At 60.2% G+C, this 26,882-nt stretch carries 31 protein-coding genes; 16 read left to right on the forward strand and 15 right to left on the reverse strand.

Features of this window, described 5'->3' with window-relative positions; genetic code table 11:
- Positions 1 to 11: 11 nt before the first annotated feature.
- Positions 12 to 815, reverse strand: a complete 804-nt coding sequence (locus ACS3QZ_RS12175; RefSeq protein ID WP_456038066.1) for an IclR family transcriptional regulator — start codon at positions 813 to 815, stop codon at positions 12 to 14.
- A 171-nt stretch (positions 816 to 986) separates the two neighbouring features.
- On the opposite strand from ACS3QZ_RS12175, the gene ACS3QZ_RS12180 reads away from it, so the two are divergent.
- The 9 genes from ACS3QZ_RS12180 to ACS3QZ_RS12220 all read left to right on the forward strand — a co-directional run bounded on the left by ACS3QZ_RS12180 (position 987) and on the right by ACS3QZ_RS12220 (position 10,012).
- Positions 987 to 1,928, forward strand: a complete 942-nt coding sequence (locus ACS3QZ_RS12180) for a tripartite tricarboxylate transporter substrate-binding protein (protein ID WP_093091464.1) — start codon at positions 987 to 989, stop codon at positions 1,926 to 1,928.
- A gap of 65 nt (positions 1,929 to 1,993) precedes the next feature.
- Entirely contained in the window at positions 1,994 to 2,524 is a 531-nt protein-coding gene (locus tag ACS3QZ_RS12185) for a tripartite tricarboxylate transporter TctB family protein (RefSeq protein WP_456038067.1), read from the forward strand.
- A gap of 9 nt (positions 2,525 to 2,533) precedes the next feature.
- A complete protein-coding gene (locus ACS3QZ_RS12190; protein WP_456038068.1) occupies positions 2,534 to 4,153 on the forward strand; it encodes a tripartite tricarboxylate transporter permease in 1,620 nt (539 codons plus the stop codon).
- Positions 4,135 to 5,502: an aldehyde dehydrogenase gene (locus tag ACS3QZ_RS12195; RefSeq protein WP_456039339.1), complete on the forward strand. Its 1,368-nt coding sequence runs from the start codon at positions 4,135 to 4,137 to the stop codon at positions 5,500 to 5,502. Before ACS3QZ_RS12190 ends, ACS3QZ_RS12195 begins: the two co-directional genes overlap by 19 nt.
- Positions 5,499 to 6,791, forward strand: a complete 1,293-nt coding sequence (locus ACS3QZ_RS12200; protein WP_456038069.1) for an aspartate aminotransferase family protein — start codon at positions 5,499 to 5,501, stop codon at positions 6,789 to 6,791. Before ACS3QZ_RS12195 ends, ACS3QZ_RS12200 begins: the two co-directional genes overlap by 4 nt.
- The gene (locus tag ACS3QZ_RS12205) at positions 6,788 to 7,726 is read left to right on the forward strand and encodes a phosphotransferase enzyme family protein (protein ID WP_456038070.1); all 939 of its coding nucleotides are present in this window, start codon (positions 6,788 to 6,790) and stop codon (positions 7,724 to 7,726) included. The genes ACS3QZ_RS12200 and ACS3QZ_RS12205 overlap by 4 nt, the downstream gene beginning before the upstream one ends.
- Positions 7,723 to 8,955: a Tm-1-like ATP-binding domain-containing protein gene (locus ACS3QZ_RS12210; RefSeq protein ID WP_456038071.1), complete on the forward strand. Its 1,233-nt coding sequence runs from the start codon at positions 7,723 to 7,725 to the stop codon at positions 8,953 to 8,955. Before ACS3QZ_RS12205 ends, ACS3QZ_RS12210 begins: the two co-directional genes overlap by 4 nt.
- A gap of 69 nt (positions 8,956 to 9,024) precedes the next feature.
- Positions 9,025 to 9,471, forward strand: coding sequence for a potassium channel family protein (locus ACS3QZ_RS12215; RefSeq protein WP_093091476.1), 447 nt, complete (start codon positions 9,025 to 9,027; stop codon positions 9,469 to 9,471).
- Between the two features lie 31 nt (positions 9,472 to 9,502).
- Positions 9,503 to 10,012 carry a DUF2478 domain-containing protein gene (locus ACS3QZ_RS12220; protein ID WP_093091478.1) on the forward strand — a complete coding sequence of 170 codons (510 nt, stop codon included), beginning with the start codon at positions 9,503 to 9,505 and terminating at the stop codon, positions 10,010 to 10,012.
- Between the two features lie 8 nt (positions 10,013 to 10,020).
- Here ACS3QZ_RS12220 and ACS3QZ_RS12225 read toward each other — a convergent pair whose 3' ends face one another.
- Both ACS3QZ_RS12225 and ACS3QZ_RS12230 read right to left on the reverse strand, forming a co-directional pair.
- Positions 10,021 to 11,100 carry an AI-2E family transporter gene (locus tag ACS3QZ_RS12225; RefSeq protein ID WP_456038072.1) on the reverse strand — a complete coding sequence of 360 codons (1,080 nt, stop codon included), beginning with the start codon at positions 11,098 to 11,100 and terminating at the stop codon, positions 10,021 to 10,023.
- A 66-nt stretch (positions 11,101 to 11,166) separates the two neighbouring features.
- On the reverse strand, positions 11,167 to 11,934 hold the full coding sequence (locus tag ACS3QZ_RS12230) for a sulfite exporter TauE/SafE family protein (protein ID WP_456038073.1): 768 nt from the start codon (positions 11,932 to 11,934) through the stop codon (positions 11,167 to 11,169).
- A gap of 143 nt (positions 11,935 to 12,077) precedes the next feature.
- Here ACS3QZ_RS12230 and ACS3QZ_RS12235 point away from each other — a divergent pair, with 143 nt between their 5' ends.
- From ACS3QZ_RS12235 to ACS3QZ_RS12245, 3 genes are all read left to right on the forward strand, one after another.
- On the forward strand, positions 12,078 to 13,766 hold the full coding sequence (locus ACS3QZ_RS12235; RefSeq protein ID WP_456038074.1) for an acyl-CoA dehydrogenase family protein: 1,689 nt from the start codon (positions 12,078 to 12,080) through the stop codon (positions 13,764 to 13,766).
- Between the two features lie 341 nt (positions 13,767 to 14,107).
- On the forward strand, positions 14,108 to 14,662 hold the full coding sequence (locus ACS3QZ_RS12240; protein WP_456038075.1) for a TetR/AcrR family transcriptional regulator: 555 nt from the start codon (positions 14,108 to 14,110) through the stop codon (positions 14,660 to 14,662).
- 3 nt (positions 14,663 to 14,665) lie between these two features.
- Positions 14,666 to 15,064 carry an META domain-containing protein gene (locus ACS3QZ_RS12245; protein ID WP_456038076.1) on the forward strand — a complete coding sequence of 133 codons (399 nt, stop codon included), beginning with the start codon at positions 14,666 to 14,668 and terminating at the stop codon, positions 15,062 to 15,064.
- Here the strand turns inward: ACS3QZ_RS12245 and recO are convergent.
- Entirely contained in the window at positions 15,042 to 15,770 is a 729-nt protein-coding gene (gene recO / locus ACS3QZ_RS12250) for a DNA repair protein RecO (protein ID WP_456038077.1), read from the reverse strand. The genes ACS3QZ_RS12245 and recO overlap by 23 nt on opposite strands.
- Before the next feature lie 51 nt (positions 15,771 to 15,821).
- Positions 15,822 to 16,151, reverse strand: coding sequence for a DUF1491 family protein (locus ACS3QZ_RS12255; RefSeq protein WP_456038078.1), 330 nt, complete (start codon positions 16,149 to 16,151; stop codon positions 15,822 to 15,824).
- Positions 16,152 to 16,221: 70 nt separating this feature from the next.
- Here ACS3QZ_RS12255 and ACS3QZ_RS12260 point away from each other — a divergent pair, with 70 nt between their 5' ends.
- On the forward strand, positions 16,222 to 16,410 hold the full coding sequence (locus ACS3QZ_RS12260) for a hypothetical protein (protein ID WP_456038079.1): 189 nt from the start codon (positions 16,222 to 16,224) through the stop codon (positions 16,408 to 16,410).
- On the opposite strand, the gene era is transcribed toward ACS3QZ_RS12260, so the two are convergent.
- The 9 genes from era to folK form a co-directional block, all read right to left on the reverse strand.
- Positions 16,391 to 17,299 (reverse strand): GTPase Era, encoded by a 909-nt coding sequence (era, locus tag ACS3QZ_RS12265; RefSeq protein WP_456038080.1) that lies wholly within the window; start codon positions 17,297 to 17,299, stop codon positions 16,391 to 16,393. The genes ACS3QZ_RS12260 and era overlap by 20 nt on opposite strands.
- Before the next feature lie 113 nt (positions 17,300 to 17,412).
- Positions 17,413 to 18,093, reverse strand: coding sequence for a ribonuclease III (gene rnc / locus ACS3QZ_RS12270; protein ID WP_456038081.1), 681 nt, complete (start codon positions 18,091 to 18,093; stop codon positions 17,413 to 17,415).
- Positions 18,090 to 18,929 (reverse strand): signal peptidase I, encoded by an 840-nt coding sequence (gene lepB / locus ACS3QZ_RS12275; protein WP_093091496.1) that lies wholly within the window; start codon positions 18,927 to 18,929, stop codon positions 18,090 to 18,092. The genes rnc and lepB overlap by 4 nt, the downstream gene beginning before the upstream one ends.
- 55 nt (positions 18,930 to 18,984) lie before the next feature.
- On the reverse strand, positions 18,985 to 19,398 hold the full coding sequence (acpS, locus tag ACS3QZ_RS12280) for a holo-ACP synthase (protein ID WP_456038082.1): 414 nt from the start codon (positions 19,396 to 19,398) through the stop codon (positions 18,985 to 18,987).
- Positions 19,399 to 19,405: 7 nt separating this feature from the next.
- Entirely contained in the window at positions 19,406 to 20,155 is a 750-nt protein-coding gene (locus ACS3QZ_RS12285) for a pyridoxine 5'-phosphate synthase (protein WP_456038083.1), read from the reverse strand.
- A 75-nt stretch (positions 20,156 to 20,230) separates the two neighbouring features.
- Positions 20,231 to 20,899: a DUF2062 domain-containing protein gene (locus ACS3QZ_RS12290; RefSeq protein WP_456038084.1), complete on the reverse strand. Its 669-nt coding sequence runs from the start codon at positions 20,897 to 20,899 to the stop codon at positions 20,231 to 20,233.
- A gap of 21 nt (positions 20,900 to 20,920) precedes the next feature.
- Positions 20,921 to 23,056: a RelA/SpoT family protein gene (locus tag ACS3QZ_RS12295; protein WP_456038085.1), complete on the reverse strand. Its 2,136-nt coding sequence runs from the start codon at positions 23,054 to 23,056 to the stop codon at positions 20,921 to 20,923.
- Positions 23,057 to 23,084: 28 nt separating this feature from the next.
- Complete coding sequence (rpoZ, locus tag ACS3QZ_RS12300) at positions 23,085 to 23,438, reverse strand: DNA-directed RNA polymerase subunit omega (protein ID WP_093091506.1); 354 nt, start codon at positions 23,436 to 23,438, stop codon at positions 23,085 to 23,087.
- A gap of 75 nt (positions 23,439 to 23,513) precedes the next feature.
- Positions 23,514 to 24,074: a 2-amino-4-hydroxy-6-hydroxymethyldihydropteridine diphosphokinase gene (gene folK, locus ACS3QZ_RS12305; RefSeq protein WP_456038086.1), complete on the reverse strand. Its 561-nt coding sequence runs from the start codon at positions 24,072 to 24,074 to the stop codon at positions 23,514 to 23,516.
- 152 nt (positions 24,075 to 24,226) lie between these two features.
- On the opposite strand from folK, the gene ACS3QZ_RS12310 reads away from it, so the two are divergent.
- Positions 24,227 to 24,802: a LabA-like NYN domain-containing protein gene (locus tag ACS3QZ_RS12310; protein ID WP_093091510.1), complete on the forward strand. Its 576-nt coding sequence runs from the start codon at positions 24,227 to 24,229 to the stop codon at positions 24,800 to 24,802.
- Between the two features lie 56 nt (positions 24,803 to 24,858).
- Here ACS3QZ_RS12310 and ACS3QZ_RS12315 read toward each other — a convergent pair whose 3' ends face one another.
- Positions 24,859 to 25,299, reverse strand: coding sequence for a c-type cytochrome (locus ACS3QZ_RS12315; protein ID WP_456038087.1), 441 nt, complete (start codon positions 25,297 to 25,299; stop codon positions 24,859 to 24,861).
- A gap of 119 nt (positions 25,300 to 25,418) precedes the next feature.
- On the opposite strand from ACS3QZ_RS12315, the gene ispH reads away from it, so the two are divergent.
- Positions 25,419 to 26,372 carry a 4-hydroxy-3-methylbut-2-enyl diphosphate reductase gene (gene ispH, locus ACS3QZ_RS12320; RefSeq protein ID WP_456038088.1) on the forward strand — a complete coding sequence of 318 codons (954 nt, stop codon included), beginning with the start codon at positions 25,419 to 25,421 and terminating at the stop codon, positions 26,370 to 26,372.
- The gene (locus tag ACS3QZ_RS12325) at positions 26,369 to 26,821 is read left to right on the forward strand and encodes a DUF3429 domain-containing protein (RefSeq protein WP_456038089.1); all 453 of its coding nucleotides are present in this window, start codon (positions 26,369 to 26,371) and stop codon (positions 26,819 to 26,821) included. The genes ispH and ACS3QZ_RS12325 overlap by 4 nt, the downstream gene beginning before the upstream one ends.
- The last annotated feature ends 61 nt before the right edge of the window (positions 26,822 to 26,882 follow it).

Raw genomic sequence — 26,882 nt, forward strand, 5'->3', positions numbered from 1 at the left:
TAACCTCTGTTTCAGGCCGCGGGCGCATGCCCGGGCATCGTTTCGAATTTTGTTTTGAAGGAGGCCGGTGGGAACCCGCCAAGAAGTCGAGTCATCTCCAAAGCGGCGCGCGGTACTTCGGCACGAATCACGGCACGAAGCGTATCGGTCATCCGGGCGACGGGCGCCGCAACAGCCACCGCGCCGTAACAACGCTGCTGCGCATCAAACACGGGGGCGGCATGCGAATGCACATCCTCTTCAAAACCGCTGACGTTTTCGGCAATGCCCGACCGGCGCACATCTTCCAACTGCCCGAGAATCACCTCCGGGTCGGTCACGGACATGGGGGTGCGTCGTTCAAGCGGTTGGGCCAGAACCTGTGTAACAAAGGCCGTGTCGCTATGCGCCAGAACGGCCAATCCCGAGCTGGTCGAATGGAAGGTGATGACCTCCGCGTCATCCATCGTCACCCGCGTGCCGTGCTGAACGCTGTAACTATAGGCCAGCGTGCACAACTGGTCGCCCTGCAGAATGGACATATGCGTCGTTTCACCGGTGGCCGCGCTCAGCCGGTCCAGCACCTGCTGGGCCATCTCGCGCATGGGCACAGCCGCCTCCCGCAGACTCGCAAGACGCAGGAAAACCGGTCCCAAGCGATAGGCACGCCCCGATCCAACCTGCTCAACGAATCCGTTTTCTGCCAATTCAGTGAGCAGACGAAACACCGTCGCCTTGTTCAGCCCGGTCAGCCTCGACATCTCGGAAAGCCCGATCTCCTGCCGATCCCGAGAGAAAAATCCGAGTAAAGACAATGCCTTGGATACTGTTCCCATAATGTCCCCCCGGTTTAAGCTGCCCTTGGGTCAGGCGGTTTCAAAATTTTCCCGTGATCACGGTTTCTAAAAGTGTTGACAGATTAATAGTTAACCTGTCAATCTATTTTCGAACCTTTGGTTTGAATAATGAACCGCACCCAAATGCGATCAGAAAACAGGGAGACCAGAATGAAAACGACCCAGATACTTGGCGGCGCCCTTGCACTCGCCATGACGGCCATGGGCGGCGCAGCCCTTGCCGAATACCCCGAAAAACCCGTCAGCTTCGTTGTGCCGTGGCCTCCCGGTGATCTCGAAGACGTGCTGACTCGCATGATTGCCGAAGACTTCCAGGCCGAATACGGCGTGGCAGCAGCCGTGGTGAACAAACCCGGCGGCGGAGGTGGCCCCTTCCCCGGCGCGATTGGCGTCGCAACGGCACCGGCTGACGGCTACACCATTGGTTCCTTCGTCCCCGCCGTCCCAGTGATCGGCCACGAAATCGGCATTGACGAACTCGCCGACGAAGTCTTTGAACCGATTGGTATTTTCCTCACCTACCCGTTCGTGATCGCCACTGCGGGCGACGCACCTTATTCGTCCATGGCCGAGTTGGCCGAGTATGCAAAATCCAACGACGTGGCGCTTGGCCATTTCGGCGACGTACTGACTCCGACCCAGGTAACCAAGGCATTCGCCGTGAATGCCGGTTTCGAATGGGGATCGGATGCGGCCTTTGACGCGCTCGACTGCAACACGCTGGCTTCGGGCGACGCCGATGTGATCAACACGACGCTGCAACTGATCCTGCCCTGCCTCGACAGCGTCAAGGTTCTGACCTCGATCACCGGCGAGCGTATCTCTCTGGTGCCGGATGCCCCGACCATCGGTGAGCTGGACAGTACGCTCGACATCGCTCTTTGGAACGGGCTGTTCGTGCACAAGGACACCCCCCAGGACGCCCGTGACAAGATCGCAGCCGTCGCGGCGAAAACCGTGATGAGCGACCGCGCTCAGGCCGTAGCGAAGGAAACCGGTGCATTGGTTTACTGGGCCGATGCGGCCGCGTCGGCGGACATCATCGCCAAGGACAAGGCGACTGTCGCACACATCGGCAAACTTCTGGAATAAAACACCTTTTCAGGGCCGGGATTTGAGAAAACCCCGGCCCTCCTTGTATCCAAAGGACCGCTGACATGAGTTCACTCGAGGAAAAACGCTTCCCCGGCCCGCTACGTGGCCAACTGATCTTTGCCATCGTGTTCTTTGTGGTGGCCCTTCTTCTGCTGTCCCAGATCGGCGAACAGACAAAATGGGTCAAACGCACCAAGTTCTTTGCCCAACCGCGCTTTTGGCCCGCCGTTGGTCTGATCGGCATGGTGGTGTTCGGCGGCCTGCATCTCTGGAAGCTGCCGCGTCGCCGGTTTGACCGGATGGACTACCGCGAATGGCGGATCTGGTTCCTTGCGATTGAATGGGTTGGCTGGTTCCTGCTCTATGTTCTGCTGGTCCCTATCATCGGCTACCTGCCAACAACGATGATCTTCATGCCCATTATCACTTGGCGCCTTGGCTATCGTGACAAGCGCATGCTGTGGGTGGCGGCGATCTTCGGAACACTCGTCGTGGTGCTGTTCAAATCCTTGCTTCAGGTCAAGATCCCCGGTGGCCTGATCTATGAATACCTGCCCAGCGCGCTGCGCAGCTTCTTTATCCTGAACCTGTAAAGGCGCGTCATGGACCTCATTCTTTCCTCCATCGACATTCTTGCCCGCTGGGACGTTCTGCTTGCCCTGCTTGCGGGATCCGTGGGCGGCGTTCTGATTGGCGCTATCCCCGGTGTCGGCCCGGCCGTTGCCATTGCGATCCTGCTGCCTGCGACGTTTTCGATGGCCCCGATCGTCGGTCTGACCGTGCTACTTGGCATCTATGGCAGCTCGATGTATGGCGGCTCGATCCCCGCGATCCTGATCAACACCCCCGGCACGGCCGTCAACGCCCTGACCACCTATGACGGCTACCCCATGACAGCGCGCGGCGAAGCCCGCCGTGCCCTGTCACTGGCCTATTCCGCATCCTTTTTCGGCGGTGTTTTTTCTGTCGTCTGCCTGATCCTGTTTGCCCCGATCCTCGCCAAGATCGCCCCCATGTTTGGCAGCCGCGAGATCTTCCTTGCGGCCCTTCTCGGCATTATTCTCGTGATCATTGCCCATCGCGGCCAATCCCTGATCGCGGCGGCATTGGCCTGTTTCGGCATCTTCCTGAATACTGTGGGACTCGAAGCTGTAAAGTATTCGAAACGCTACACTTTCGATCAATCCTTCCTTTCATCCGGCGTCAACCTGATCGTCGTTGTGCTCGGCCTTTTCGCCCTGTCCCAGGCCTTCTATCTCTTACAGGGCGAGGACGAGAAAACCCGCATCACAAAACTGCGTGGCGGCCTATTTCAGGGCCTGCGCGAACTCGCCCGCCACCCCCGTGTCGCAGGCGTTTCGGGCACCTTTGGCGTCCTCATGGGCATGATCCCCGGCGTCGGTGAATTCACGGCACAGTTCCTGAGTTACACCTACGCCCAGAAAACATCAAAACGCCCGCAGGATTTCGGCCACGGCTCTTCCGAGGGCCTGATTGCTGCCGAAACGGCCAACAACGCAGTACCGGCCGCCGCCATGGTTCCGCTGCTTGCGCTTGGCATTCCGGGCGAAGCGCTCACGGCAATGATGCTCAGCGTATTCTACGTGCACAACGTGGTGCCCGGCCCGCAACTGTTCCAGAACCAGATGGACTTTGTCGTCGCGCTTTACATTGCACTTCTGCTGCTCAACGTGCTGGTGCTGATCTTCCTGCTCTTTGCCACCAACCACCTGATCAAGGTCGTAAAAATCCCGAACCGCTTCCTCGGCGCCTGCATCCTCGTGCTCAGCTTTGTCGGGGTCTATTCCTTGCGCAACTCGGTTACAGATTGCCTGATTGCCTCGGCATTCGGCATCTTCGGATTTGTCCTGAAACGCCTGTCACTTCCGGCAGTCCCGATCATCCTAGGCATGGTTCTGGGCGGCATCATGGAGGTGAAGCTACGCGCCGGCATGGCACGGGTCAAAACTCCGTTCGACTTCATTGATCGCCCCATCGCCATGATTTTGTTCCTGATGATCGTGGGCGTTCTCATTCTGCATTTCATGCGCGTCCTGAAGGACCGCAAAGACCTCAAGGAGGCCAAATGGTCGACCAAGCACGCATCGACGAACTTCGGCATGCACCTCTTCCGCCGCAAAAGCTTTTTGTTGCGGGAACGTGGCAGGAAGGTTCGGGAGAAACACTTGAAGTACAATCCCCGATCGACGGACAAACGCTGACAACGCTTGCGAGCGCTTCGGCATCCGACGTGGATCGCGCTGTTGCCGCCGCCCGTACGGCTTTTGAAGATGGTCGCTGGTCGCGCATTGCCCCTGCCGCGCGCAAGAAGGTTCTGCACCGATTGGCGGACCTCATCGAGAAACATGCGCTGGAACTGGCGGTTCTGGGTGTGCGTGACAATGGCACCGAACTTAACATGGCGCTCAAGGCAGAACCCGGCTCGGCCGCGGGCACATTCCGCTACTACGCTGAATCCATTGATAAAATATACGGTGAGATCGCCCCGACGGCCCCCGGAACACTGGGCCTCGTCCACAAGGAACCCGTGGGTGTGGTCGGTGCCATCGTGCCCTGGAACTTCCCCCTGATGATCGGCGCGTGGAAGCTGGCGCCCGCCTTGGCTGCAGGCAATTCCGTGGTTCTGAAACCCGCCGAAACTGCCTCACTTTCGCTGCTGAAACTGGCCGAACTGGCCGCCGAAGCCGGTGTGCCTGACGGCGTTCTCAACGTGGTGACCGGCTCTGGTGCCGTCGCGGGTGAAGCCCTCGCCATGTCGATGGATGTCGATGTGCTGGTCTTCACCGGCTCCGGCCCGGTTGGGCGCCGCCTTTTGGAATACTCCGCCCGGTCCAACCTCAAACGGGTCTATCTGGAGCTTGGGGGAAAGTCCCCGAATATCGTTTTTGCCGACGCCCCGGACCTCGAAGAGGCTGCCATGGTGTCTGCCGGGGGGATTTTCCGAAACTCGGGGCAGGTCTGTGTCGCCGGGTCGCGCCTTCTGGTCGAAGAGAGCATTCATGACACCTTTGTCGAACGCATCGCGCATCATGCCCGTCAACTCAAGGTCGGCGATCCGCTTGACCTCACGACCAATGTCGGGGCCGTGAATTCCCTGCGACAGTTGGAGGGCAACCTTGGTTTCATCGACAGTGCCCGCAGCGAGGGCAACACCATCGCGCTTGGCGGCAACCGCATCCTTGAGGAAACCGGTGGCTATTACATGGAACCCACCATTGTCACCGATGTGGGGCCGCAAGACCGGATCGCGCAGAACGAGGTCTTTGGCCCGGTACTGAGCGTGCAGACCTTCAAAACCGACGCCGAGGCCGTCGCTCTTGCCAATGGCACCGATTATGGTCTTGCCGCCGGAGTCTGGACCAGCAATCTCAGCCGCGCGCACAACATGGTTGCGGGCATCCGGTCGGGCGTGGTGCACGTGAACACTTACGGAGGCACAGACGCGACCGTGCCGCTGGGGGGGATGAAGCAATCTGGCAACGGGCACGACAAGTCCCTGCATGCGATGGACAAATACCTCGACCTGAAAACCGCCTGGATCAAGCTATGACCGCGACGCAAACACTGGTTGACCGCCGCGCGAAACTGCTCGGCCCCAATGTCAGTACATTCTATGACGACCCCGTTCATATCGTGCGCGGCGAAGGCGTTTGGGTCTGGGACGCAGACGGGCGACAATACCTCGATTGCTATAACAACGTCCCCCATGTGGGGCACTGCCATCCGAAAGTTGTCGAGGCAATCTGCAAACAGGCCTCCACCCTCAATACCCACACACGCTATCTGCACGAAGGCATTCTGGACTATGTCGAGGACCTGACCGACACATTCGACGATCCGCTCAACACCGCCATCATGACCTGCACAGGATCCGAGGCAAACGACATTGCTCTGCGCATGGCGCGGGGCATCACCGGCAACACCGGTGTGATTGCCACCGATCATACCTATCACGGCAATACCATGGCGGTGTCGCAACTCTCATGCACCAATCCGCCACCCGATCGCTGGAACAATGTCGCCTTTGTCCCTGCCCCTGACAGCTATCGCCCCTTGGGCGGCGTAGGTGGACAGGCTCATGCGCAAGCTTTTGCAGCAGAAATCGAGCGCGCCATTGCGGAGCTTCAGGAGCGCGGACATCAACTGTCGGCCCTCATCATTTGTCCCTACTTCGCCAATGAAGGTTTCCCAACGCTGGAAAAGGGCTTTCTACGGCCTGCGATTGACGCCGTGCGCAAGGCGGGGGGCATCATCATCGCTGACGAAGTCCAACCCGGGTTTGGCCGCCTCGGCACTGATTTGTGGGGGCACCAGAAGGCAGGCTTCTTGCCTGATGTCGTCACCTTGGGCAAACCCATGGCGAACGGGCACCCGGTTGGCGGCGTCGTTACAAGCCCTGAAATCATGGCGGCATTCCGAAAGAACTTTCGATATTTCAACACCTTTGGCGGCAACCCCGTCTCTGCCGCCGCCGCCCGGGCAACTTTGCGTATCGTGCAGGACGAAGGCCTGATGGAAAACGCACGCGCCGTCGGCGACTATGCCCGCGGCGGGTTGCGCAAATTGGCGGAAACCCACTCCTGTATCGGGGATGTACGTGGTTCGGGATTATTCTTCGGCGCTGAACTTGTCCTCGACCGAGAGTCGCGCGTACCTGCCACAGCCTTCACCAAACAAATTGCTAACGCGATGCGCCGCAAAGGCGTTCTGCTGAACTTTCTTGGCATCCACTATAATGCTCTTAAAATCCGCCCGCCGCTTCCGTTTTCACGAGAGAACGCGGATCTGATGCTGGAGCGTCTGGACGAGGCGCTGACCGAAACGCCGCTTGCTCCATGACCGATCCCGTCGTGCAACAGGCCCTGCCTTTCTGGGGGTTGCAGGGGGCAGACGTCTCACTGCTCGCGCAACGCGAGAACCATGTCTACGCTGTGCGACAGGGCGCAACGAAATACGCACTACGCCTGCACCGCCCGGGTTATCGCACAGCGCCCGAACTGGTCTCGGAACTCGATTGGATGATGTACCTGTCCCAGCAAGGCCTGCATGTCCCGGCACCAATCCCGACCCACGACGGCTCATACCTGGCGAAAATTGGGACCATCCACGTCAGCCTGTTGACATGGCTCGACGGCACACCAATCGGAGAGGGCTCGGAGATTAGTGAGGGTTCCCCCACACAAATCGCCCGGATGGTGGGGCGAGAAATGGCGCGCCTTCACGATCTCACCGACAACTGGGACTGTCCCAATGCCTTTGTCCGCCCCAACTGGACCGCGGACGCCTTATTAGGGGAAAATCCTCTTTGGGGGCGCTTCTGGGAACACCCGCACCTTTCACCAGACCAAAAAAACCTCCTGCTAAAGACCCGATCCCGCGCCTCTCTAGACCTTCATGCGCTGGAAGCCGATGCAGGCCTAATCCATGCGGACCTTTTGACCGAGAACATCCTGCTGTGGAACGACGGTCTTGGCATTCTCGACTTTGACGATTGCGCGATCGGATACCGCTCTTTCGAACTTGCTACATTTCTGCTGCGTTACGTCGAACGCAGCGACTTCTGCGACATACGAACCGCCTTGAGTGGCGGATACGCCGCGCGACGTGCCATCCCGGCGGCGGAGCTTGATCTCATGCTTCTCCTGCGCGCCTTGACTTACGTGGGCTGGATCATCCCGCGCCTGCATGAACCCGGCGGCGAGACCCGCTCGAATCGAATGATCGCTAGGGCCACAAGCTTGGCCAATACCTACCTGGAAGGGAGACCATCATGAGCCAGGAAAAAACCATTCTCGTTGTCGGCACCTACGACACCAAGGACGATGAATTGAACTATATGTGCGACTGTATCCGGAGTCAGGGCGGCAACGTGCAGTCGATGGATGTGAGCGTGCTGGGCGATCCCTCGCAGCCGACGGATTATTCGAAACATGATGTCGCCGAAGAGGGCGGAAGCTCGATCCAGGCCGCAATCGACTCGGGCGACGAAAACATCGCCATGCAAATCATGGCACAAGGCGCGTCGCTCCTCGCCCTGCGGCTTTATCGCGAGGGCAAGGTGGATGGCGTTGTCGTGCTTGGAGGCACCATGGGGACCGACCTGGCGCTGGACGTGTGCCAGGCGCTTCCGCTGGGTGTCCCGAAATACGTGGTCTCGACGGTAAGCTTCTCACAGCTTCTGCCGCCGGAACGACTTGCGGCGGATATACAGATGATCCTGTGGGCCGGAGGTCTCTACGGGTTGAACTCGGTTTGCAAATCGTCTCTGTCGCAGGCGGCGGGTGCCGTGCTCGGCGCTGCCCGCGCCGTGGAAAGACCCAAAGGGGACAAACCCTTGATCGGGATGACTTCATTCGGGAAAACCATTTTGCATTACATGGTCACGCTCAAACCTGCGCTCGAGGAGCGCGGTTTCGAGGTCGCCGTATTCCACGCAACGGGAATGGGCGGGAGGGCCTTTGAGTCACTGGCTGCAGAGGGGGCCTTTGCCTGTGTCATGGATTTCGCGACGCAGGAAGTGGGCAACCACCTGATGGGTGGACTGTCTGCCGGGGCCGACCGGCTGACAAATGCCGGGGCCAGCGCCACACCGCAGATCGTGGCCCCTGCCTGTTATGATCTGGTTGACCTTGTGGGCTGGAAACCGCTCCCCGACCAGATGAGCGAAAAGCCTGCGCATGACCACAACCGGCTTTTGAAGTCCGTGGTGCTGGATAACGAAGAGCGCCGCGCAGTGGCGCGGGCGCATTGCGAGAAACTGGCCACGGCCAAGGGGCCGACGACCTTCATCATGCCCAAGGGCGGCTGCAACGAATGGGATCGGCCCGGCGCTGACCTGCATGACGCGCCAGGCCTTGCCGCCTTTGTCGAAGAGATCGAAGCCGCAATGCCCGAAACGGTCGATTACGTACCGCTCGACGCGCACATCAACGACGCCCTGTTCAGTGAGACGGTTCTGCGCATCTTTGATGGCTGGGTCGCAGATGGCACGGTGAAACGTTGAAATCACGGCTTGAAGCCATGCGGCCCGCGCCACTACTGTGTGTCAACGATCAGGCAAGAGGGGCGGGCCGTGGGACAAATCGACCAACTGTTTTGGGGATCGGTCCTGCTGGGGATCTGTGCCGTCATTCACGTCGGAATGCTGTCCCTGAGCATTCGGCTTCTCGAACGTCTGGGCGTCGCGCTCGAAGAACGGCTGCCTTCATTGCGCGTGTCGATCATCGTGCTGTTCGCGTTCGGCATGATCGTGCTGTCCCATACGATCCATGTGTGGATCTGGGCGGGGACGCTGATGCGCATGGGGGCGATCACCTATTGGTTTGACGCCATATACTTTTCCTTGGTGACATATACGACCGTGGGATACGGGGACATTGTCCTGCCTATCGCCTTCCGCGTGTTCGGAGCCTTTGGTGGCGTCACCGGGATTTTGTGTTTCGGTGTCAGCACCGCCTTTCTTGTCGCCCTGCTTGGGCGCCTGTTGCCGCGTTCGCTCACGGGGTTAAAGCGCGATTGAACACGGCAGCACTCAAGGTTATCTACGACATATGCTAAAAATTGCTTACACCATGGCGCACGGGCGCGGCGAACTGGATCTGTTGCTGGCCGATCTCGCGCAACGGCTCGAGGCGCGCGGCCTCAGAACCCGCGGCATTGTCCAGATCAACAGCGGCTGCGAAACCGATCAGAAATGTGACATGGATGTGCAGGTCCTGCCGGACGGACCGATGATCCGCATTTCGCAGTTCCTAGGCAAAGAGGCGCGCGGATGCCGGCTTGACCCAAACGCCATGGCCGCAGCGGTGGCCGAGGTCGAGCGCTCCATGGCAACGTCTTACGACGTTTTCCTGCTCAATAAATTCGGCAAGCAAGAGGCCGAGGGGCGCGGATTTCGCGACCTTCTGGCCGAAGCTGCGGCCAGCGGCGCCACGGTCATTGCCGGGACAAACCCGCTTAACGCACCCGTTTTTGAAGAGTTTTCGGATGGCGAAGCGAGCTGTGTCGCCCCGGATATCGACGCGCTTCTGGCCTGGTATGACAAGGTAAACGCCGCCTGACGCGCGTTTCAATCGTCCACTTCGCTGGGAACCTGACCGTTATTGGTCAACAAAACCGCCAATGGCCGCGTCGTTTGGAAGAACGACATGATCGTCATGATCCCCGAAGTCAGGATCACCGAAAGGATTGCCCCGATCGGCCCCCAGATCGCCGTCCATGCGGCAAGGGACACCATCACGATAACCGGCGAGAGGTTCATGGAACGCCCCATCAAACGGGGCTCCCAGAAATACCCCACCCCGAATTGCGTGACGCTCAGGGCGCTAAACAACAGTACCGCCTTGAGGCCCAATCCGAAATCGCCGATTGCAAACAGCATGGGCAGGGCCATCGCGATCCAGCTTCCAACATAGGGAATATAGTTGAACACCGCTGTCAGCACGGCGAAAAAGGCGGCGAACTCGACCCCGAACAACAGGAAGATGACATAGCAGATCACGCCCAGCACGGCATTGATCAGCGTCTTTGTGGTGAAATAGGTGCCGATCTGATCCGTGATCAGGTCAATCGTGCGCCAGACCGTCTGGCGGCTTTCCGCATCGGGCACGACAACCTGAAGCTTGGTGGCAATGCTTTCACGTTCGATCAGGAACAGGATGGCGTAAAGAAACACCAGCGCCAAGTAGCCGGCGGAATAGCTGAGCGAGTTGACCGTGTAGCGAATGAGCGCCTGCAGGTCGACATTGTCGAAAACCAACCGGTCAAGCGATTGCCATGTCACCTCAAGCTCATAGTCGAAACGAGCGGCGAAAGCCGAGAGAATGCCGGAAAGGGACTCTGCGTATTGCGGGATGGCGCGCACGACCGGTTCAAGGTTGCGGGCAAAGAACGCCACGCCAACGGTCAGCACGACAAACAACACGAACGTTGCCATGGTCATGCGCAGCCAGGCCGGGATGACCCGGGAATAGAGCGGGATGCGCGAGAGCAGGTTGGAAATGCCATCCATGAGAAACGCGACCAGCGCACCAAGCACAATGGGCACCAAGATCGGCTGGGCTTCTTTCAGCACCCACCCTATGGCAATCGTGGCGATCACCGCGAGGCTGACCGCCGAGATACGCATAGATGTATCGATCCGTTTCACAGGCGGTCCTTCCTCTGGCGTTGCGCCATCCTATCGCGTGGCACAGGGCGGGCAAGGGGGATCGGTCTAGCCAACCAAAGCTCGCCGGATCAGGTTCAGTCCCGCAATGGTGAGCACCAGAAGCGTGGCCTTGCGAAACGTCGCCTGGTCGATGCGGTCATGGATCCGTCCGCCAAGCCACATTCCGAGGATCGCGGGGGGTACCAGCATCAGCGAGAACATCGCCGTGTCACCGCGCAGCACGCCGGAACCAATATGGGCAAAGAACAAGAGTACCGCCCCCAGTCCGTAGATCACGCCCTGCACGCGGATTTGCTCGGCCTTTTCGGTGCCAAGCGCGGTCAGATACGCCACTGTGGGTGGTCCCCAGACACCGGAGACGCCCCCGATCCCGCCAGCGATCGTGGCAATCACCGCCTCGACCCGGCGGGACGGTTTGGACAGCGCGATGGTCACGCCGAACAACTGCATCGCGGCAAACGCAGTCACGGGCAAGCCAATCAGAAGAAGGAAGGCGTTTTGCGGCAGCACCCGCACGAACTGGGCCGAGATCACCAGCGCCACCGCACCGACCAGTAGAAAGGTGCGGAACCTCACGACCGAGTGCAGCGCGGCACGCGGCCCCTGGCGCAGGGCCTGCATGCCGTTTGTCACCACCGTCGGAAGGATCAACCCGGCAAGGGCCCAGTCAGGGGTCAGGAAGGTTGACAGGGCAGACACCAGAACCATGGGCATCCCGAACCCCACCATCCCCTTGATGATCCCGGCAAAAACCGCGATCAGCAGGGCCGTGAGAAGAAGCATTGGGCCAAGGTGGGTCAGAATTGCATCCATGGTTTGCTATAGGGCGTAATCCCCATAGGCGCAAAATCTTTAACGCGCAACAAACGAACAAAACCGGCGCAGCATTCGTATTTATGTTGCGCTGCACCTGCAAAAGAAATATGTCACACTGCAGAAAAAGAGGAACATGATTCATGGCCCATGATGGACAGGACCTGACGATGACAAATGCCGTAATTCTCCCCGATTTGCTTTCCCTGACCGGTGCGGCGGTAGCCCCGGTGGAAGCGATTCTGGAAACCGCCAAAGACCGCGTACGCGAGACCGTATCCGAAAATGGTAAAGTTTCCGGAAAGCTGATCGAAGAAAATCAGTCGGCCGCGCATGGTCTTGCATGGCTGGCAACCTACGTGCAGTCGCTGCAACAGATGCAGGCCTGGGCCGAGCGTCTTCAGGCGGACGGCAAGTTCGGGGAAATGGAACAGCTGATCCACCAGATCGCCTTTGGCGAATACCTCTGGCAGATTTGTGGCGGCATCCCCATGAGCCAGAACGAGATCGTGCGCCTGCAGGATCTGGGCCTGACGCAAGACGAGACCCGCGGCCTTATGGCGCCCGAAATCATGACCCTTTGCCAACAGGGCAACAGCCAGGCCGCTCGTATGCGTCTTGTCGATCTGATGCAGGACAACGCGGGCCACGCGACCTTTGGCGCAACCGGTCTGGACGAAGAGCTGGAAATGATCCGCGAACAGTTCCGCCGCTACGCGGACGAACGTGTGGTTCCCAATGCCCATGAATGGCACCTGAACGACGAACTGATCCCGATGGAAATCATCGAGGAACTGGGCGAGATGGGCGTGTTCGGCCTGACCATTCCCGAGGAATATGGTGGGCTCGGCCTCTCCAAGGCGTCGATGGTGGTGGTCTCCGAAGAACTGTCGCGGGGCTATATCGGTGTGGGCTCGCTGGGCACCCGTTCCGAGATCGCGGCCGAGCTGGTCGAAGCGGGCGGCACCGAGGAACAGAAACAGCAGTGGCTGCCGAAACTGGCCAGCGCCGAGATCCTGCCGACCGCCGTGTTCACCGAACCGAACACCGGGTCGGACCTTGGCAGTCTGCGCACCCGCGCGGTCAAAAATGCCGAGGGTGACTGGGAGGTTACGGGCAACAAGACGTGGATCACCCACGCGGCACGGACCCATGTAATGACCCTTTTGGCGCGCACCGATCCCAACACGACCGATCACCGCGGCCTGTCAATGTTCCTTGCAGAAAAGACACCGGGCACCGACGAGACCCCCTTCCCCACCGAAGGCATGACCGGTGGCGAGATCGAGGTTCTGGGCTATCGCGGCATGAAGGAATACGAGCTGGGCTTTGACGGGTTCAAGGTCAAAGGTGAAAACCTTTTGGGTGGCGTCGAAGGTCAGGGCTTTAAGCAACTGATGAAAACCTTTGAAGCCGCGCGTATCCAGACCGCCGCCCGCGCCATTGGTGTGGCACAGAACGCGCTTGAGGTCGGCATGCAGTATGCCAATGACCGCAAGCAATTCGGCAAGCCGCTGATCCACTTCCCGCGGGTTGCAGGCAAGCTGGCGATGATGGCGGTCGAGATCATGGTCGCCCGTCAGCTGACCTATTTCAGCGCCTGGGAAAAGGACCACGGCCAGCGTTGTGACCTTGAAGCGGGTATGGCGAAACTGCTTGGTGCCCGCGTGGCATGGGCCAGTGCGGATAACGCGCTGCAGATTCATGGCGGCAACGGATTCGCACTCGAATACCAGATCAGCCGGATCCTGTGTGACGCGCGTATCCTCAATATCTTTGAAGGTGCGGCGGAAATACAGGCACAGGTGATTGCCCGCCGCCTGCTGGGCTAAGCCCGCTTAACAGGATGTGAAGATGCCGCCCCGTGCGATGCCGACTGGTGTTGCGCGGGGCGATTGCGCTTTCCCGTTATGAAATATGGTAAATGCCTGAAAGTAGGCGGTTTTACCGGTGCAGTATCACGTCGGTATCACGTCGGTATTGCGTCGGTGTCCCGCCGGGATTCGGCCGTAAATCACAAGATGAAGGCAACGCGCTTAAGTTCTTTGTAGGAATTGGCGCGGCAGGCAGGTGCGCGCAGGTGATGCAGGAAAGCCGCTCCGATGAAATGCTGCGATGCAGCGCGACAATGCTGCACTTGCAAAATAACTTGGCGCGACGTAACCCTTGGGGCATGACTGCAACGCGCCTTTCTCCCGACCTTTGGATTGCCGCCGGGTTTGACGCCCTGCTGGAGCAGGGTCCGGCCGCGCTCAAGGCAGAGTCATTGGCGCGTCGACTGAAGACGACCAAGGGGTCGTTTTACTGGCATTTCAAGGATGTACCGGCTTTCCACGCTGCCATGCTGGAACAGTGGGAACGTCAGGCGCTGCTCGATATCGAGGCCGCTTTGGCCGAAGACTCGACCGCCGCGCAAAAACTGCGCCACCTGAGCCAGATTGCGACGATCGGCAATGGCGATTCGGCAAATGGCATGCGGCTTGAGCCTGCGATCCGGGCCTGGGCGCATGACAATGACTTTGTGGCCGAAGCCGTGGCGCGGGTGGACGCTCTGCGCCTGACCCAGCTGACTGCCGCGCTGAGCGAAAATGGCCTGTCAAATCCCGAGCTGTCGCGCATTCTCTATGCCGCCAACCTTGGCATGGCGGAACTGAGCCGTCGTGACGGAGAAGTGAATGACGCTCCGCTTGGAACTCTGGTCGATCTGATCCTCGCGCTTTACGAATAGGCCATGCGCCTGTTTCTGACGTTTTCTGCACTTTTGCTTGCTGTTGCCTGTGTGCGCAATGAAACCGTTGCCGCCTATGGGGGCGCGGATCATGTCTGGCAGTTGAGCAGCATTGACGGCATGCCCGTGTCCTATGTCGCGACGCTTTCGTTTGCGACGGATGGCCAGGTGGCCGGGACGGGGCCATGCAACGAATTTGCGGCCCGCCAGAGCGCGCCCTACCCGTGGTTCGCACTGGAACGGTTTGTGGCGACAGAGATCTATTGCGACAAGCTTACTGATGAGCAGAGCTTTTTCGCGACCCTTCAGGAGATGAGCTTGTCCGAAGTGTCGGGAACGCGGCTGATCCTGAGCAATGACGCCAAGCGCGAGATGCTTTTCACGGCTGTGACCGGCGGCTGAAGAGATCGACAAACCTGTCGCGTGCCTCTGGCAGAGGTTTGTGGCCCAATTCGGGCGCCAGCTTCTCCTTGAGGAAGTAACCAGTCGTTTTCAGGGCCAGGATGACTTGCGTGTCCGGCGCTGCGCCTGCGCCGCGCAGGCAATCTGGCAAAGGCAGAAGGCGATCCGCCCACTCACCGGCCCCTTGGGCGGAAACCGCGCGCCCGGATTTCGGAGAAACATAGACCAGCCCTTCGGTGGCCCCGGTCACGGCGCAGGTGGAGAGGTCCAGCCCAAAGCCCAGCTCTTCGAGCAAGGCCAGCTCCCAGCGCAGGTAGGCCAGCGGCCAGATCTCGTTCTGTCCCAAGAGATCCATGAGCGGTTCGGTGCGCGCGTAAAGCCGGGGATGGGGTTCGCGTTCGGGCAGGCAGAAGGTCAGCAACGCCGTGACCGCATTCAGCCCGGCAAGCGCCATGCGATCCGAGAGCACGGCGGCGCGCGAGCGCAGGGGTTCAACAGTGTAAGCGCCGATATGATCCTCGAGGCGGGCGCGCCAAGCCACGTCAAGCTGCCCGCCCGGTTGCAAGATCGGGGTCATCTTGCGGCTGATCCCTCCGCGCACGACGCCCGCATGGCGCCCGTGTTCTGCGGTAAACATGTCGAGAATGACCGAAGTTTCGCCGTGCTTGCGGGTGGAAAGAACGATGCCTTGGTCGCGCCAGTCCATGTGTCGGATCCCTGATGTCGGAAGGTTAATCTAACAGGGCCCGGCCGTGAATCAATCCGACAGCCCCGGCTCGTCCAGCAGGTGGCGGCCTCGGCGGTCCTCAACCTCGATTACCCAGACATCGGTGTCAAAGCTGCGTTGCCGGGCCAATGATGCGTCAACCTCGACCTCGTCGCCTTCGGCCAGCACCATCCAGTTTCGTTCCCCTGTCATCAGGTCAAAACTGCGCTGGAAAACCTTGGCCTGTCCGTCAAGCGTGTTGAGCTTGACCAGAACCGCGCCCGCCGTGTCATCGCCATGCGCCACGACAAAGGCCGGGATGTCATTCAGGCGCAGCCGCGCGAGATAGGCCTGCACCCAGAACTCAGCCGTTAACTTCATGGTAACCATCCTTGGGCAAGACTGTCCGATACCGAGGGGGCCGCAAGAGCCAAGAGGATCGACAGGACCGATGAACGAGCAATTTCAAACCCCCAAGGGAACCCGGTTTCTTGGACTGACCATGCTGGCGCTGGTGGTCATGGACTTTAGCGGCGCCATAGACCCGGCATTCAAGACACCGGTCCGTGTCACGATGGTGCTCTGTGCGATTGCTTCGGTCACATGGTTCCTTTTGGCGGTCATGCGTTTCCGTCGCTGAAGTCCAGACCCATTTCCGAATAGCGTTCCTTTTCATCAAGCCAGTTGGGCCGCACCTTGACCTGCAGGAATAGGTGTACTTTGCGCCCCAGAAACTCGGAGAGCTCTTCGCGCGCGGCCTTGGACACGGCCTTGATGGTTTCGCCCCGGTTGCCCAGCACGATGCCCTTGTGCCCGTCGCGCATGACATAGATGATCTGATCCACGCGCGCCGAGCCGTCCTTGCGCTCTTCCCAGTTCTCGGTCTCGACGGTGAGCTGGTAGGGCAGTTCCTGATGCAGGCGCAGGGTCAGCTTTTCGCGGGTCATCTCGGCCGCGATCATGCGCATGGGCAGATCGGCGATCTGATCCTCAGGGTAAAGCCATGGCCCCTCGGGCAATTCCTCAGCCAGCCATTTGCGCAACGTGTCACAGCCATGGCCTTTCTCGGCGGAGATCATGAAGGTTTCCGCAAAGGGAAAGCGTTCGTTCAGATCCTTGGTCAGCGCCAGAAGCGCTTCGGATTTCACGCGGTCAATCTTGTTGATGGCCAGCGCGATCTTGCGCCCGGTGCCGATCTCTTCGAGCCGTTCAAGAATGGTTTCAACGCCCTGCGTGATGCCGCGATGTGCCTCGACCATGAGGACGATGATGTCGGCATCGGCAGCCCCGCCCCATGCCGCGGCCACCATCGCGCGGTCCAGCCGGCGGCGCGGACGGAACAGGCCGGGCGTGTCCACGAACACGATCTGGCTGTCACCTTCAAGCGCCACGCCGCGAATACGGGCGCGGGTGGTTTGAACCTTGTGGGTCACAATCGACACCTTGGCACCCACCATCTGGTTGGTGAGCGTGGATTTCCCGGCGTTGGGCTCTCCGATCAGGGCGACGAATCCGGCACGTGTGGTCATGGGGTGTTCCTGTACTAGCAGCTCAGAGCATTTAGAGCATTTGCCGCAAAAGAGCCAGTACCTCGCGCAGGGTGGTACCCGACCGACATAGGGCACGGTTGGAAACGCCGGGATCAGCCCGTCAGCTTGTCCAGCAGCGCCTTGGCAGCGGCCTGTTCGGCCTTGCGCTTGGAGCCGTCACGCGCCTGGGCTTCCTGTCCGGTATCGAGCCGCACGGCGATGGTGAAAACGGGTGCGTGATCGGGGCCGGAGCGGGACAGCATGATGTAGCTTGGCGGGTTCAACCCCCGCCCCTGCGCCCATTCCTGAAGGGAGGTCTTGGGGTCGCGGGCATCAGCCTCGACCGTCTGAATGCGCTTGCCCCACAGGCGCAGCACCAGATCGCGCGCGACCTCGAACCCGGCATCCTTGTAGACGGCGGCAATCACGGCCTCCATCGCATCGCCCAGGAGCGCCTGCTTGCGTCGCCCACCTGACATCATCTCGGAGCGGCCCAGTTTCAACGCCGCGCCAAGGTCGATCTCGGCGGCCACTTCGGCACAGGCTTCCTTGCGCACCAGCGCGTTGAAGCGCGGGGCAAGCTGGCCCTCGGAAGCGCCGCGGTCATGGGCCAGAAGCGCCTCGGCCATCACGAGGCCAAGCACCCGGTCGCCCAGAAATTCGAGGCGTTGGTTGTCTTCGCGCGTTGTAGAGGAGCGCGAGGAATGCGTCACCGCGCGCACGAGGAGGTCTGGCCGGGAGAACGTGTGGCCAAGCCGCGCTTCGAGCGCCTGGAGGTCGGCGGAAAGCTTCAATAGATGCCCTTGAAGAAACGGTCCGAACGCCAAGTCCAGAAGGCAAACATCGACTTGCCCGCAGAAGAGAACATGATGCGATCCGCGCGGCCGATCAGGTTTTCATACGGTACGAACCCCACCCCGCGCGCGGCCTGCGGCACACGGCTGTCGGTCGAGTTGTCTCGGTTGTCACCCATGAAGAAATAATGGCCTTCGGGGACGGTGTAGACACCGGTATTGTCCGAGCCCTGATTGGTGATGTTGAGGATCGCGTGGCTGACCCCGCCCGGCAGTGTCTCGATCTGGCGCGACTTCACGCAGAGACCGCCATCACCCACGGGGCCGTTTTCACAGCGCGGGCGCAGGCGTTGCGGGCCCTGCGGGCCTGCGGTTTCTTCGAACAGGCCGCCATCTTCAAGCTTCACCGCTTCACCGTTGATATGCACCACGCCGGCGATGATCTGAACCTTGTCGCCGGGCAGGCCGATCAGGCGTTTGATGAAGTCAAACCCGGTGACCGGGTGGCGGAAAACCACGACATCGCCGCGCTCGGGTTCACCGCCCAGAATGCGGGTGTTGTCGCCATCCAGCCAGCCGCAGAGGTTCTTGGCGTCGATATTGATGCCCACGGCGGGGATGCGGATCGATGGGCAGGAGGCGTAGGAATAGCCATAGGTCATTTTGTTGACGAACAGGAAATCCCCGATCAGCAACGTGTCCTTCATCGACCCGGAGGGAATCCAGAAGGGCTGAAAGAACAGAGTGCGGAAGACGCCCGCGATCAGCAGGGCATAGACGATCGTCTTGATCGTCTCGACGATGCCTCCGTCTTTCTTCTTGGCCTTGTCTGCCATGTCTGTCTCTCCGGTTGCGCTTTGGCGCGTTACATGAGGGGCGGCGCGCTGGGTGTCAACCCGGCGTCGATTGGATCGGACGGGCTTCGATCACAACAAAGGCCTGTGCCCATGGGTGATCGTCGGTCAGGGTGACGTGGATAATGGCCTCGTGCCCCGGCGGCGTCATGTCGTCGAGACGTGTCTTGGCCCAGCCGGTGACGTGCATGACGGGCTGCCCGGTGCGAAGGTTCGAGACATACATGTCCTTCCAGCTGATCCCCATGCGCAGGCCGGTGCCCAGCGCCTTGGAACACGCCTCTTTGGCGGCCCAACGCTTGGCATAGGTGCCCACGGTATCGCGGCGGCGCTCGGCCTTGGCCTGCTCCACTTCGGTGAAAACCCGGTTGCGGAACCGGTCGCCAAACCGTTCAAGCGTGTTCGCAACACGGTCGATATTGGCCAGATCTGTGCCCACACCGAGGATCATGCGCGCCTCATGCCTTGACGCTATCTGCTCTGGCCTCGTCCATCAGGCGGCGCATTTCGTGAATCACGGGGGTAATTCCCGAGAAGATCGCCTCGGAAATCAGGAAGTGGCCGATATTGAGTTCCATCACCTCGGGCAGGGCCGCGATGGGTTTGACCGTATCGAAGGTCAGCCCGTGGCCCGCGTGCACCTCCAATCCAAGCGAGTGGGCAAAGGTAGCCATCTCGGTCAGCCGGACCAGTTCGGCGTCACGCTCTTCGAAGCGGCCCTCGGCATGATAGTCGCAATAGGCACCGGTGTGCAGTTCGATCACTTCGGCGCCGATCCGGTTGGCGGCCTCGATCTGGGGCCGGTCGGCAGCTATGAAGATCGACACCCGGCAGCCCGCCTCGCGCAGGGGCGCGATGAAATGGGCCAGCTTGTTTTCTTCGCGCGCCACTTCCAGACCGCCTTCGGTGGTCTTCTCCTCGCGCTTTTCGGGCACGATGCAGACCGCGTGGGGTTTGTGGCGCAGGGCGATCTGCTGCATCTCGTCGGTGGCGGCCATCTCGAAATTGAGCGGCACGGTCAGGTGCTCCATCAGCGCGTCGATGTCGGCATCAAGGATGTGGCGGCGATCTTCGCGCAGATGCGCTGTGATCCCATCGGCCCCGGCCTCTTCCGCCATACGCGCAGCGCGGACAGGATCGGGATAGGCCCCGCCCCGCGCGTTCCGCACGGTGGCCACATGATCGATATTCACCCCAAGACGCAGCATGGTGACAGCCCTCGTTGTTGATTGGTCAGTGATGCGGACCCTAAGGTGCCAAAGCGCGCAAGAAAACCGCTTTCTTTACCGCTTGGCCTTTTCAGAAGCCGCGGCACGGGCTGCCTGCTCGGCGGCCCTGGCGCGTGCCTTTTCCATCTTCTTGCGAAGCCGCGTCACACGCCGTTTCTGATAGGCGCGGATCACGGGAACCGAAAGGTAATAGGCGATCGTACCCGCGATGATGCCCGGAAGGATGCCGCCGATCATGTAGGGAAAGAACACTTCGTCATAGAAGATGGAGAGCCCGGTCCAGTCGGGGGTGTCATCGTTGAACACAGCCCAGAAATTGTGCCACAGATCCCCGCCGGCATTGGCAAACTTCGCCGCCAGGGATTGATGCGCGCCCTCGTGAAACTCGGTCCCCAAGAGGAAATGCCCGGTCTTGAGCGAGATTACCCCGATCGGCAGGTAGGTCAGCGGATTGCCAAAGAACGTGGCCAGCAGCGCCGCCAGAAGGTTCCCCGACAGCACACGTGCGAGGATCGCCGCAACCACGAAGTGCAGCCCGTAAAACGGTGTGAAGGTGGTGAAGACACCACACCAGATACCGCGCGCGATGAATTCCGGTGTGCCCGGCAAACGATGCAGACGGTGCCGTACATAGTGGAACGCCCGGGTCCAGCCACCACGCGGATAGAAGAATTCCGCCACCACCTGGTAGAGGGGTCTTCTATCGCGGCGCTTGAAAACCACAGGTGACGTTTCCTTTGCTGATCAGCCCTCGGACGATGCGCGGGCCTTCTCGGGGTTTCGATAGCGTTCGATCTCTGCCACATCCGACTCCGCCTCGAGCGCCATCATCAATTTGTGCAGATGCTTGGCATCGCTCAGATCGACACTGACGAGAAGACGATAGAAATCCGGCTTGCGGTCCACGAACTCCAGATCCGAGATATTGGCCCCGTGCTCTCCGATCAATGTGCAAATACGTCCCAGTACGCCCGCGTCATTGCCGATCGTGACCCAGATCTGAACCGTATAGATCGGTTTGTGCTGCCCCGCATGCCAATGCAGGTCCAGCCAGCGCTGGGGCTGGTCCTCGTAATCGCCAAGAGAATCACAATCGATGGCGTGCACCACCACCCCCTTGCCACGGAAAGTGATACCCACGATCCGCTCGCCCGGAAGGGGCTGGCAACAGGGGGCCCGATGAAAGCTTTGATCCGGGGACAGGCCGATGACGGCGCGCTCACCCGACACTTCGTCGCTTTGTTCTGGAGCCAGGTCGGGATAGACCGCTTGCACCACTTCGGCTGCCGTCAGCTCGGCCGAGCCTAGCCGGGCAAGGACCTCGTCCTTTTCCTTGAAACGCAGGTTCTTGGCGGCGATCTCGAGCACCTTGTCGGTCGACTTCTTGCCGACATGCTCGAACGCGGCGCGGGCCAGTTCCGCACCCAGCCTGACAAACCTTTCGCGGTCCATCTCGCGCAGGGCGCGGCGGATGGCGGTACGCGCCTTGCCGGTGGTTGCGATGTCCAGCCAAGTCGCCTGGGGCGTCTGGCCCTCGGCAGTGATGATCTCGACCGATTGGCCGTTCTTGATCCGCGTCCAGAGCGGCACCCGCTGGTGGTCGATCTTGGCGCCGACACAGGCATGACCGATACGGGTGTGAATGGCATAGGCAAAGTCGATTGGGGTCGCCCCGCGCGGCAGCTTCACCACCTCGCCCTTGGGCGTGAAGCAGAACACCTGGTCCGAATACATCTCGAGCTTGACCGCCTCGAGGAAATCCTCGTGGTCTTCCTCGGCGTCAAACTGTTCGGTCAGGCCGCTGATCCATTTCACTGGGTCGACCGCAAAGGGGTTTTCGCCCCGCACGCCATCCTTGTAGGACCAGTGCGCCGCAACACCGGATTCGGCCACGTCATGCATCTGGTGCGTCCGTATCTGCACTTCGACCCGGCGCCCGTCGCGGCCCGACACAGTGGTGTGGATGGAACGATAGCCGTTCGACTTGGGTTGGCTGATGTAATCCTTGAACCTTCCCGGCACGGCACGCCAGCGTTGATGGATCGCCCCAAGCACCCGGTAACAATCGTTTTCGTTGTCCGTAATAACACGGAATCCATAGATGTCGGACAGACGCGAAAACCCCTGTTCCTTCATCTGCATCTTGCGCCAGATCGAATACGGTTTCTTGGCACGCCCGACGACAACGGCATTGATGTCGTTGTTATACAGCTCTTTCTTCATGTCGGCGGTAATCCGTTCGATCACGTCGCCAGTTTCCTTTTGCAGCGTGATGAACCGCCGCATGATCGAGGCGCGCCCCTCGGGGTTGAGAACCTTGAAGGCAAGGTCTTCCAGCTCATCGCGCATCCACTGCATCCCCATGCGCCCGGCAAGCGGGGCATAGATGTCCATGGTTTCACGCGCTTTCTGGACCTGTTTCTCGGCCCGCATCGCCCTGATCGTGCGCATGTTGTGCAGGCGGTCGGCCAGCTTGACGAGGATAACCCGCAGGTCCTTGGACATGGCCATGAACAGCTTGCGGAAATTCTCGGCCTGCTTGGTCTCGGTCGAGCTGAGCTGTAGGTTGGTCAGCTTGGTGACGCCATCCACGAGCACTGCGACCTCGTTACCGAACTTGCCCGCGACCTCGTCATAAGACGCCTGGGTGTCCTCGATCGTATCGTGCAAAAGGGCGGTGATGATCGTCGCGTCATCCAGATGCTGTTCGGCCAGGATCATCGCGACTTCGATGGGATGCGTGAAATAAGGCTCGCCCGAGCGGCGAAACTGCCCCTCGTGCATGTCGCGGCCATAGTCATAGGCCGCGCGAATCAGCGTTTCATTGGTGCGGGGGTTGTAGGCGCGAATGAGATCGACAAGGTCGTCTGCCGGGATCATGCGTGCCTACCTGTGGTTCTCTTGGGGGTCAGCCCTGACCCTGTGCTTCCATCAGCGCGCGCAGCAGCTTTTCTTCGGACATGTCGTCATCCGCAGGCGCATCGCTTTCGGCACCCATCAGCAGAGCCATCTTGTCGTCTTCCGGCTCGTCCACCTCGATCTGGGTCTGGTTTTCCTCGATCAGGCGCTCGCGCAGCTCTTCCGCGGTCTGGGTTTCCTCTGCGATCTCGCGCAGGGCCACGACCGGGTTCTTGTCGTTGTCACGATCCAGCGTGATCGGGGCGCCGGCCGAAATCTCGCGCGCGCGGTGGGCCGCGAGCATCACCAGCTCAAAGCGGTTCTGAACCTTGTCGACGCAATCTTCTACGGTAACGCGGGCCATGGGGCACTCCACTCTCTTGGATCGGATAGGAAGCCGTGTATGTAAGGGGCTTTCACCCCCTTGACAAGCACTGATTCACAAGGGTTCCAGCGCTTCCCGGTCCGATTGCGGCAATTGGGCGTAGATTTCGCGCAAGGACTTGCCCAACAAGGGGTGAATCCAGTTCGGAGCGATGTCACAAAGCGGCCCGAGCACGAATGCGCGGTCCTGCAGACGCGGGTGCGGGAGAATCAGGTCGTCGGGGGCCTTCTTCTTCTGGTCTTCGATCGAAAGGTCGCGCCAATGCGCTTGGCTCACCGGGTCAGGCAGCACCTTTTCGCCATACGCAACCAGATCGAGATCCAGCGTGCGCATGCCCCAGCGCTGTTCGCGCGCGCGTCCGAAATCAGCCTCGATGGCGTGAAGCTCCTGCAACAGAGCCTTGGGCGAAAGCGATGTGCGCACCGATACTGCCGCGTTCACGTAATCAGGGCCGGCGCCCTCGGGAAAACACGGTGTCTGGAAGAATCGGCTGACCGCACAAAGGCGAATCTTGCCCGCATTCAACCGTTTGAGCGCTGCGGCGATGGTTTCGGCAGGCGTGCCGAGATCAGTTGGCAGGTTGCCGCCAAGAGCTAAGAGCGCGCATTCATTCACTTTTTGTTAACCTTTTGTAACGTACGCATGTAAAAAGGCGATCCACGGCTTGAAGGCAAGCCAAATTTCTTTACCTTATAACTGCTGCTGTGCCTGCACTATTTTACTCACGGGACTTTCAAGGCACGGCAGAGTCAGAAAGGACATTATTGATGTTTTATAAGGACGAACGGCTTGCGCTGTTCATAGATGGGTCGAATCTGTATGCCGCAGCGAAATCGCTGGGCTTTGATATCGACTACAAACTGCTACGGCAGGAATTCATGCGACGTGGCAAATTGCTTCGGGCATTCTACTACACAGCCTTGCTGGAGAATGACGAGTATTCGCCGATCCGCCCTCTGGTGGACTGGTTGCACTATAACGGCTTCACCATGGTGACCAAGCCGGCCAAGGAGTACACAGACTCCCAAGGCCGTCGAAAGGTCAAGGGGAACATGGATATCGAGCTGGCTGTAGATGCCATGGAGCTTGCGCCGCGCGTGGATCATATCGTGCTGTTTTCCGGAGATGGGGATTTCCGGCCGCTCGTAGAGAGCCTGCAGCGCCAGGGTGTGCGTGTTTCGGTGGTTTCGACCATTCGCAGCCAGCCGCCAATGATCTCGGACGAGCTGCGTCGTCAGGCCGACAACTTCATCGAGTTGGAAGGGCTTCGCGAAGTGATCGGGCGCCCGCCGCGTGATCCGATGCCGGACCGCGACCGCGAGGTTGAGTTCAGCGCCAAGTAAGACCGGACCGGGGCCTCGTGCCCCGGTTTTCTTTTGTGGTTTCGTGGCGGGCTGGTCTAGCCGCCGTTGCGCGCGTTGTGCATGTCGATCACACGCGCGGGCCAAGTGCTTTTGATATAGGCAAGCACTTCGAGGATTTGTTCATCACTCAGCACGTCCTCGAATCCCGGCATGTTGCTTTCATAGCCCTGCCCGACCACCTTGGCCGTGCCATACTTGGTGATAACGAAAAGCACCTGATCCGGGTGATGCCATGTATGCCCGCTTTCATCATGGGGCGGGGCCGGCATCAACCCGTCTGCGCCACGGTCGCGCCAATTGTCTTCCCCTTCCAGGTTTGCGCCATGACAGCTTGCGCAATTCTCGTCATAGATAGCCTGACCGCGTGCCACCGCGCCCGTATTCTCATAGGGCAAAAACCCCTCGGCTACCCCTGCCCCGACAGTCGCTATCAACGCGACGCCTCCCAGAATCGCTGCCGTGCCCGCCTGTTTCATCGTCAAACTCCTCGCATATTTCTGCTTCGGTTACGCCCTTCCCGCACTGGAAGGTCAAGCCTCTGGACGTGAGCGCGCTGAGACACTAGGTCTTGCACGCACAGCCGCGAGGACGTCCCATGAGCAAGCCCCCCCTGACCATCCATCTCGCCGCCCCGCGCGGGTTCTGCGCCGGTGTGGATCGCGCCATCAAGATCGTGGAAATGGCGCTTCAGAAATGGGGCGCCCCGGTCTATGTCCGCCACGAGATCGTGCATAACAAGTTCGTCGTTGACGGGTTGCGCGCCAAGGGGGCCGTGTTTGTCGAGGAACTGGGCGATTGCCCCGACGACCGCCCGGTGATCTTTTCCGCCCATGGCGTTGCCAAGTCGGTCCCGGCCGAAGCCGAGCGGCGCGAGATGATCTATGTCGACGCCACCTGCCCGCTGGTGTCCAAAGTCCATATCGAGGCCGAGCGCCATTCCGACAACGGCTTGCAGATCGTGATGATCGGCCATGCGGGCCACCCGGAAACCATCGGCACCATGGGCCAGCTCCCCGAGGGCGAAGTTGTGCTGGTAGAAACCGAAGAAGACGTCGCCACGATTTCGGTGCGCGACCCGAACAAGCTGGCCTTTGTCACCCAGACCACGCTGTCAGTAGATGACACGATCGGCATCGTCGCCGCGCTTCAAAGCCGCTTTCCCAATATTGTCGGCCCGCACAAAGAAGACATCTGTTACGCCACCACCAACCGGCAGGAAGCGGTCAAGGCGATTGCGCCCAAGGTGGACGCGATCCTTGTCGTGGGGGCGCCCAACTCATCGAATTCGCGGCGCCTTGTCGAAGTTGGTGCAAACAACGGCTGCGCCTATTCGCAGCTTGTGCAGCGCGCCACCGAGATCGACTGGCGCGCGCTTGAGGGCGTGGGGTCTGTCGGTATCACCGCCGGGGCGAGCGCGCCGGAAGTGCTGGTCAACGAGGTGATCGACGCCTTCCGCGACCGGTTCGACGTGTCAGTGGAGCAGGTGGAAACGGCGGTCGAGCGGGTGAATTTCAAGGTGCCCCGCGTGCTCAGGGATCTGGACGCATGATCCGCATTCCCACCGCACCGCTTGTTCTTGGTCTTGCCGGGCTGATCCCCTTTGTTTGGGGGGCGTTGACCATCCTAATGCCCGACTGGCGTGACTGGGGCGCTTCGGAATTGGGGCCGCGTTTTGTCGGCCCGTATGTGCAGCTTTTTTATGGCTCGGTGATCCTTGCCTTCATGTCAGGCGTGCTCTGGGGCTTTGCCACCAAGGTCGAGGGATCGCGCGCCGCCATCGGCTATGTCCTGTCGACGATCCCGGCGCTTTGGGCGTTTTTCATGACTGGCGGCGGGCCGATTGGCGCCGCCACCAACCTTATGTTCGGCTTTGCCGGATTGCTGCTTCTGGATTACGCTTTTTATCAATGGGGTCTGACCCCGCCTTGGTGGATGCGGCTGCGCCTGTTGCTCACGGCGGTTGTCGTGACCTGCCTTGCGATTACCATCGTGTACTAAAGTCTGCGCCCGAAAGGACATTTCATGATTTCTGCCCATTTCCTTCTGATCGCGCGGGCCG

The sequence above is a fragment of the Shimia sp. W99 genome (assembly GCF_053851455.3).

What these genes read in the sequence shown, in the direction of transcription:
- ACS3QZ_RS12180 (WP_093091464.1), top strand. Translation starts at nt 987, where the DNA reads ATGAAAACGACCCAGATACTTGGCGGCGCCCTTGCACTCGCCATGACG.
- ACS3QZ_RS12325 (WP_456038089.1), top strand. Translation starts at nt 26,369, where the DNA reads ATGATCCGCATTCCCACCGCACCGCTTGTTCTTGGTCTTGCCGGGCTG.
- acpS (WP_456038082.1), bottom strand. Translation starts at nt 19,398, where the DNA reads ATGATCCTCGGTGTGGGCACAGATCTGGCCAATATCGACCGTGTTGCG.
- ACS3QZ_RS12255 (WP_456038078.1), bottom strand. Translation starts at nt 16,151, where the DNA reads ATGAAGTTAACGGCTGAGTTCTGGGTGCAGGCCTATCTCGCGCGGCTG.
- ACS3QZ_RS12210 (WP_456038071.1), top strand. Translation starts at nt 7,723, where the DNA reads ATGAGCCAGGAAAAAACCATTCTCGTTGTCGGCACCTACGACACCAAG.
- ACS3QZ_RS12240 (WP_456038075.1), top strand. Translation starts at nt 14,108, where the DNA reads ATGACTGCAACGCGCCTTTCTCCCGACCTTTGGATTGCCGCCGGGTTT.
- ACS3QZ_RS12230 (WP_456038073.1), bottom strand. Translation starts at nt 11,934, where the DNA reads ATGGATGCAATTCTGACCCACCTTGGCCCAATGCTTCTTCTCACGGCC.
- ACS3QZ_RS12295 (WP_456038085.1), bottom strand. Translation starts at nt 23,056, where the DNA reads ATGATCCCGGCAGACGACCTTGTCGATCTCATTCGCGCCTACAACCCC.
- ispH (WP_456038088.1), top strand. Translation starts at nt 25,419, where the DNA reads ATGAGCAAGCCCCCCCTGACCATCCATCTCGCCGCCCCGCGCGGGTTC.
- ACS3QZ_RS12310 (WP_093091510.1), top strand. Translation starts at nt 24,227, where the DNA reads ATGTTTTATAAGGACGAACGGCTTGCGCTGTTCATAGATGGGTCGAAT.
- rpoZ (WP_093091506.1), bottom strand. Translation starts at nt 23,438, where the DNA reads ATGGCCCGCGTTACCGTAGAAGATTGCGTCGACAAGGTTCAGAACCGC.
- era (WP_456038080.1), bottom strand. Translation starts at nt 17,299, where the DNA reads ATGACCACACGTGCCGGATTCGTCGCCCTGATCGGAGAGCCCAACGCC.
- recO (WP_456038077.1), bottom strand. Translation starts at nt 15,770, where the DNA reads ATGGACTGGCGCGACCAAGGCATCGTTCTTTCCACCCGCAAGCACGGC.
- ACS3QZ_RS12285 (WP_456038083.1), bottom strand. Translation starts at nt 20,155, where the DNA reads ATGCTGCGTCTTGGGGTGAATATCGATCATGTGGCCACCGTGCGGAAC.
- ACS3QZ_RS12315 (WP_456038087.1), bottom strand. Translation starts at nt 25,299, where the DNA reads ATGAAACAGGCGGGCACGGCAGCGATTCTGGGAGGCGTCGCGTTGATA.
- ACS3QZ_RS12235 (WP_456038074.1), top strand. Translation starts at nt 12,078, where the DNA reads ATGGCCCATGATGGACAGGACCTGACGATGACAAATGCCGTAATTCTC.
- lepB (WP_093091496.1), bottom strand. Translation starts at nt 18,929, where the DNA reads ATGGCAGACAAGGCCAAGAAGAAAGACGGAGGCATCGTCGAGACGATC.
- ACS3QZ_RS12200 (WP_456038069.1), top strand. Translation starts at nt 5,499, where the DNA reads ATGACCGCGACGCAAACACTGGTTGACCGCCGCGCGAAACTGCTCGGC.
- ACS3QZ_RS12220 (WP_093091478.1), top strand. Translation starts at nt 9,503, where the DNA reads ATGCTAAAAATTGCTTACACCATGGCGCACGGGCGCGGCGAACTGGAT.
- ACS3QZ_RS12175 (WP_456038066.1), bottom strand. Translation starts at nt 815, where the DNA reads ATGGGAACAGTATCCAAGGCATTGTCTTTACTCGGATTTTTCTCTCGG.
- ACS3QZ_RS12190 (WP_456038068.1), top strand. Translation starts at nt 2,534, where the DNA reads ATGGACCTCATTCTTTCCTCCATCGACATTCTTGCCCGCTGGGACGTT.
- ACS3QZ_RS12245 (WP_456038076.1), top strand. Translation starts at nt 14,666, where the DNA reads ATGCGCCTGTTTCTGACGTTTTCTGCACTTTTGCTTGCTGTTGCCTGT.
- ACS3QZ_RS12185 (WP_456038067.1), top strand. Translation starts at nt 1,994, where the DNA reads ATGAGTTCACTCGAGGAAAAACGCTTCCCCGGCCCGCTACGTGGCCAA.
- ACS3QZ_RS12260 (WP_456038079.1), top strand. Translation starts at nt 16,222, where the DNA reads ATGAACGAGCAATTTCAAACCCCCAAGGGAACCCGGTTTCTTGGACTG.
- ACS3QZ_RS12205 (WP_456038070.1), top strand. Translation starts at nt 6,788, where the DNA reads ATGACCGATCCCGTCGTGCAACAGGCCCTGCCTTTCTGGGGGTTGCAG.